This is a genomic window from Falsiroseomonas tokyonensis (assembly GCF_019024325.1).
In the GTDB taxonomy this organism is placed as follows: Bacteria; Pseudomonadota; Alphaproteobacteria; order Acetobacterales; family Acetobacteraceae; genus Falsiroseomonas; species Falsiroseomonas tokyonensis.
In genome coordinates, this window is record NZ_JAFNJS010000029.1 from 1 (window position 1) to 5,386 (window position 5,386).

The 5,386-nt window shown below is 64.5% G+C and carries 9 protein-coding genes; 6 read left to right on the forward strand and 3 right to left on the reverse strand.

The features are described 5' to 3' along the window. Positions 1–576: 576 nt before the first annotated feature. Positions 577–1,803 carry a plasmid stabilization protein gene (locus J3S20_RS31355; RefSeq protein WP_379794009.1) on the reverse strand — a complete coding sequence of 409 codons (1,227 nt, stop codon included), beginning with the start codon at positions 1,801–1,803 and terminating at the stop codon, positions 577–579. Continuing rightward, entirely contained in the window at positions 1,803–2,105 is a 303-nt protein-coding gene (locus J3S20_RS29585) for a type II toxin-antitoxin system HigB family toxin (RefSeq protein ID WP_216840521.1), read from the reverse strand. The genes J3S20_RS31355 and J3S20_RS29585 overlap by 1 nt, the downstream gene beginning before the upstream one ends. A gap of 135 nt (positions 2,106–2,240) precedes the next feature. On the opposite strand from J3S20_RS29585, the gene J3S20_RS29590 reads away from it, so the two are divergent. The 6 genes from J3S20_RS29590 to J3S20_RS29615 all read left to right on the forward strand — a co-directional run bounded on the left by J3S20_RS29590 (position 2,241) and on the right by J3S20_RS29615 (position 4,976). Continuing rightward, positions 2,241–2,465 carry a DUF2188 domain-containing protein gene (locus J3S20_RS29590; RefSeq protein ID WP_216840522.1) on the forward strand — a complete coding sequence of 75 codons (225 nt, stop codon included), beginning with the start codon at positions 2,241–2,243 and terminating at the stop codon, positions 2,463–2,465. Between the two features lie 56 nt (positions 2,466–2,521). Then, entirely contained in the window at positions 2,522–2,782 is a 261-nt protein-coding gene (locus tag J3S20_RS29595) for a hypothetical protein (protein ID WP_216840523.1), read from the forward strand. 12 nt (positions 2,783–2,794) lie between these two features. Beyond that, positions 2,795–2,968, forward strand: coding sequence for a hypothetical protein (locus J3S20_RS29600; protein ID WP_216840524.1), 174 nt, complete (start codon positions 2,795–2,797; stop codon positions 2,966–2,968). Between the two features lie 266 nt (positions 2,969–3,234). Continuing rightward, on the forward strand, positions 3,235–3,612 hold the full coding sequence (locus J3S20_RS29605; protein ID WP_246603438.1) for a four-helix bundle copper-binding protein: 378 nt from the start codon (positions 3,235–3,237) through the stop codon (positions 3,610–3,612). A gap of 165 nt (positions 3,613–3,777) precedes the next feature. Then, complete coding sequence (locus J3S20_RS29610) at positions 3,778–4,308, forward strand: disulfide bond formation protein B (protein WP_246603449.1); 531 nt, start codon at positions 3,778–3,780, stop codon at positions 4,306–4,308. After that, the gene (locus tag J3S20_RS29615; protein ID WP_343215340.1) at positions 4,290–4,976 is read left to right on the forward strand and encodes a DsbA family protein; all 687 of its coding nucleotides are present in this window, start codon (positions 4,290–4,292) and stop codon (positions 4,974–4,976) included. The genes J3S20_RS29610 and J3S20_RS29615 overlap by 19 nt, the downstream gene beginning before the upstream one ends. On the opposite strand, the gene J3S20_RS29620 is transcribed toward J3S20_RS29615, so the two are convergent. After that, a partial coding sequence (locus tag J3S20_RS29620) for a MerR family transcriptional regulator (protein ID WP_216840525.1) occupies positions 4,973–5,386 on the reverse strand: 414 nt, incomplete at its 5' end. The two genes, J3S20_RS29615 and J3S20_RS29620, sit on opposite strands and share 4 nt — an antisense overlap.

The window sequence follows — 5,386 nt, forward strand, 5'->3', positions numbered from 1 at the left end:
CATCGACCGCCTTGACGAACTCCTGCCGTGGAACTTCACGCCCGCCGGGTCACCTGCGGGGACCGGCTGACGCTTACTCAGCGACCGTCACCCGGAGGGCAGAGACCCGCGCAGCGGGCTCCGGGAGCGACCAGCAGTCGCGAGTAGAGCGCGGCCCCTGCCAACGGCGGGGAGACGCCACGACATGCTTCCTGGACGGGGGGGGGCGGCGGAGGGCGGCCGGTCGCGGTCCTACACCTTCGTGGCGTGGATGATCGCCTGCATCAGCAGGCTCTGGGCGTCGACCAGGACGTGCCGCTTTGCTCGCGATGAGCATTCGTCCTGAGTAGGCTCTCCATTTGGCGGGCGTCGAAATTTGCCGCAATTAAGTTCGTCGACAGGGTCGGGGAGGTTAGGGCAGGTAGGCGCCTCCGCTGATATGGATCGACTGGCCGGTGATGAAGCGGCTGACCGGCAGGCAGAGGTGGAGGATCATTGCCGCCACCTCCTCCAGCGGCACTCCGACAGGCCTGGGAAGAAGACGCCGCTTAGAGACATTTTCCTATGCTGAGCGTGTAGCCGTCACGGGGCTGACAATCATTGATAGCCGAGTTGCCGTCGCACCACGCCTGAGCCGACGAAGTGGGTCAAAAGCCTGTAGTTCCGCTGCTCGTACCTGACCCTCCCGGCGACGATGGCAGGCGCCACGCCGAGTTCATCCGCAAGCGCGAGCACGTTGGTGGTCGATGGGTCGGAGCGCACCAGGCTGCTCCCCCATATGGCACCAGGAATGAGCGCCTCGCGGGCCCACTCGTCAGCCTCGACCTCCTCCACCGAATGAGGCTCTTCTCCTGGAAGAAGGGCAGCCGAGAAGTCGTCGAGGTAGGGCTTGAACTCGCCGCGCCCAAGGTGCCGACCCACATGCGCGAGCTCATGAGCTAGGCAGTACCAGAAGTTGTCGAGCCGGTCGTAGCGCAGGGTGAGAGAGATGACCGGCATCCCATCCACAAGTTGCAGGGCAGCACCATCAAGGTGGGTGCGGCTTAGGTGCGGAACGACAACGAAGCGGATCCCGTGCTGCGCCAGGAACTTGCGTGCCTGGCTCGGGCCGTCGCCATGACGGCTCAGCTTCACCACGCTTCGCAGGAACTCCAGATCGACGGCCGAGGGATCAAAGACTCCTACCTCCTTTTCCTCTTTTGCCACCGCCATGGAACGCCAGCACCAAGCGGCCCGTGCGTGGAGGTCCACCTTTGAGCTCTGACGGAGGTGGTCGTTCTTCCGATACAGCGCGCAAGTCGCTGCCAGCGGCCCTCCAGCCTGATTCTGCAAGCGTTTCATGAGCTTCGCGGCCTGTGCAGCGACGTCACCGGTCACCCGACCAAACCACCCGCGCTCTGCCATCTCGGCGACCGGGAATCGGGTCCAATCCAGGTCAGCCGGTTGCTGCCCGACGTCGTCATCCTGATCCTCCCGCAAGAGGACCTCGGCTGGGATGCCGAGCCGCGTGCTGAGAGCGCGGATCATCGCGAGTGTCAGCGGACGCTTACCGCTGAGCACCTCTGATACCTTGGCGCGCCCACCCAAAAGCGGCTCGAGATCACGACGCGCGAGACCGGCCTGCTCCATGCGGAACAGGATCGCCTCAACCGGGGTCGGCGCGCCAATGGGAAAGTGCTCTTCCTCGTATCGATCCACGAGGGTCGCGAGTACGTCAAGCTCGTCAGCCTCCCGCGTCCCGGGCTGAGCGGCCATCAGCTCGTCAATCCGAGCGAGGGCAGCAGCGTGGTCCGCTTCCGTGCGGACGGGTCGGATGTGCGCCATCAGGTCGTCTCCGCGTCTATGTTGTCGTATTCCGAATGGGTGCCGATGAAGCGGACGTAGACGACGCCGACTCCATAGTTCACCCGCACGACCAGCCGGTACTTGTTGCCGCAGATGTTGAAGACCACCCGCCCACCCTTGAGGATGCTGGCAGAGCGGTACTGCGCCTTCACATCAGCAGATGTGCTCCACGACGCCTTTTTGGCCTCGCGATACCAGGCTTCTAAAGCGGCTCGCGCGTCCACGCGTTCAGGCCGGCCCTCGTGGAAGGCCAGCAGTGTACTGCGCGAGATGATTCGCATCCCCCTGACACTATGCGAACCGCCTCCACATGCAAGCCCCTGCTCCCTGAATACCTCGCATATAAAGTGTTCCCCTCAAGGGATCAACATGATAACTCTTATTTGCTCCCAAGGAGGGAGCTAGAAGTTCATCAGATGGCCGGCAAGAATCAGCACGTTGTGCCGCGCGGAAGCGGGTGGGCAGTCCAGGGCGCCGGCAACAGCCGAGCGACCTCGATTCATCCCACGCAGTCGGAGGCCATCTCGGAGGCCCGAGGCATCGCGCGGAACCAGGAGAGCGAACTGTTCGTGCATGGCCGCGACGGCCGGATCCGCGAGCGCGACAGCCACGGCCGGGATCCCAATCCGCCAAAAGGCTGACAAGCAACCAGGGGTGCCGTCACATGGCACGACCGCTCCTCAAGAGGAGATATGTCATGCGTTTTCACGGGGCTATCATCCGCGAGCAGGGCGTCACCTTCGCGGTTGTGGTCGTGCGGCGACACGTTCTCGACAACAACTTCGAGGCCGACAAGACGGCTGCCAGTTTCCGGCAGGCCTTTCCGGGCATGCCGGTTGCCCTCATGGCGCAGGATCACTGCGGCAATCCAACCTACTACGGCCGCCCCGACATCTCGCGCTTCCTCGCGGGCGTGCCCCTCGGAGCGATCCCTTGGCGCGAATACACTCTCAACTAAAGGATGGAGGATATGTTCAAGCGCCCTCGGCCGTTCCACCCGCCACGGCCGCCAAAGCCGCCCGATCGGCTGCAGAACATGCAGACGCTCAAGCCTTTTGGAAAGAACCACTGGGTCAAGGCGCACTGGCGCTACGACTATCAGCGTCGGCAGTGGGAGTGGGTTCTCGGGCACTGGACGAAGTAGAGCATGCGGTCGGTTATGGTGGGGAACGCGCGAGATCGCGCGCCCCACAGCTGCCACACCTCCGCAATCTGGATCGCGTCCTCAAAACCCTCCCGAAATCCACTCATGCGCCGTGGTGTCGCCCAGCGGTACGCAGGCGCCGACGTTTAGCGGGGCCAGACGTCAGAGCGTGATAGCGTCAAGCCTTCAGCCCTGGGGAACAGGGGAGAGCGGAGTACTGAGCTTGCACGTTCCCGTGTGCCCAACGAACCTTTAGCCACTAGAGCATGGTTGTCGCTTCGCCGGACATCCCGGCCAGAGGAAAACCAGCCATGGACATGTCAAACTGCATCCGCGAGTGCCTCGACTGCCACCGATCCTGCACCGAGACTGTGATCCACGTATTGCACGGGGGCGGGCACCATGCGGAGGCGACGCACCTCGTTTCCCTGCTGGACTGCGCGCAGATTTGCATTACCTCGGCCGACTTCATGGCGCGGCACTCGCCGCATCACGCGCATCTCTGCCGTGAATGCGCCGAGATCTGCGAGGCCTGCGCGAAGCTCTGCGAGGAGCATGAAGACCCGGACGGCCGCATGAAGGCGAATGCTGAAGCCTGCCGCCGCTGCGCGGCAACCTGCCGCGAGATGGCGGGGGCGGCCTGATTCGAAGGGGTGGGTTTCGGTGCCTACCCCCTTGAACCTCTAGCCACTAGAAGTACTATAAGTCGGCTGCGGCGAGGGGGTGTACCATTCAGGTGCAGTATCAAATACCTCGCCCACGCTTCGTTACCCCGAGCCGCACTGCATTTGCCACCACACTCGCCACTGATGGCCCCCGTGCTGCCGCGTCTTGTTCAAGAGCGCGGCTCTCTACGAAAGACGGACCTGATGCCGCAGACTGCGCAGCCACCATCGGCGACGCCGCAACCGAAGGTGGCGCCGCAGACCGGGGATGTCTGGCCGCGCCTTTTTGCTGCCTGGTTCGTGTCGCTTGCCGCGACCCTGGGTGCCCTGTTCATCGGCGAAGTGATGGGCCAGACGCCCTGCCTTCTCTGTTGGTACCAGCGAATCCTCATGTTCCCGCTGGCCGTGATCCTGGCGATCGCCAGCTTCCGCTCTGATGCCGCCATCCGCCCCTATGTCCTGGCGCTGGCTGCCATGGGGTGGCTGATTGCAGCCTATCACGGCCTTCTTTACGCGGGGTTGATCCCGGCCGAGATCGAACCCTGTGGCGCCGGTCCCTCCTGCTCCGGTGGCGGAATGACCGTCTTCGGGGCTGTTCCTATTCCCTATCTCTCCGTCGCGTCCTTCACCGCAATCCTCTTGCTGCTGCTTCCCTCGTGGAGATCGAGCCGATGAACAAGCGCATGCTCGTCCTGGGCACGGGTGCCGTTGCCCTGGCAGGCTTCGCTGCCTCCATGGCTCTGTTGGACCCGGCGGAAGCCGTGCGCGGCGCGCCAGTGGGCGCGAGCGTGCCAAGCGGCACAATGGTCCGGCCGCACTCGCCGGTTATCGGCCGGGCAGAGGCGCCGGTTACGATGGTCGAGTTCCTTGATCCATCCTGCGAGGCCTGCCGGGCTTTTCATTCGGTCGTGAAGCAGATCCTTGCGCGGTATCCCGATGATGTCCGGGTGGTGGTGCGTTACGCGCCCTTCCACCAGGGCTCCGACGAGGCAGTGCGGATCCTGGAGGCGGCGCGCTTGCAGAACCTCTTCGAGCCGGTGCTCGAACAGCTTTTCATGCGCCAGCCGCAATGGGCGGCGCACGACGCACCAAACTTGCCCCTCGCTTGGCCGATCGCCGCCGAGGCCGGGCTCGATCTCGCACGGGCGCGGCGGGACGCGGCCGCACCGGCAGTAGATGCCGTGCTGCGACAGGATGTCGCCGACATCCAGGCCATCGGGGTTCGGCAAACCCCGACCTTCTTCGTGAACGGCAAGCCGTTGCCATCCTTTGGTGCCCGGCAGCTCACCGAGCTCGTCGAAGCCGAGGTTACGGCAAGCCGCCGGGCACGGCCGGGCAGCTAGCGCAGCATTGCCCCGTGGCTTGCATCAACGCAGTGGCCGTGGGCGAAGTCGGCGAGCGTCTCGATGATACGGCACTCGCCAACCACGCCACCTTCGCAGCTCGTCGCCATGCGGACCAGCTCGGCGCGAAGTGCCGCCAGCCTTGCGAGGCGCGCGTCGATTTCGGCGATCTGCGAGGTGGCCAAGGCATGCGCCTTGGCGCAGTCGGCATCCGGCTGATCCGCAAGATCCAGCAGCGCGCGGATCGCGTCACTCTCAAAGCCCAGTTCCCGCGCATGGCGAATGAAGCCGAGGCGGCGCAGGTGCGCCGCGCCATAGGCACGGTGGCCGCCTGCTGTGCGTGCTGGTGGCGGCAGCCATCCCTCCTGCTCATACCACCTGATCGTCGTCGCTTTGACGCCCGTGGCACG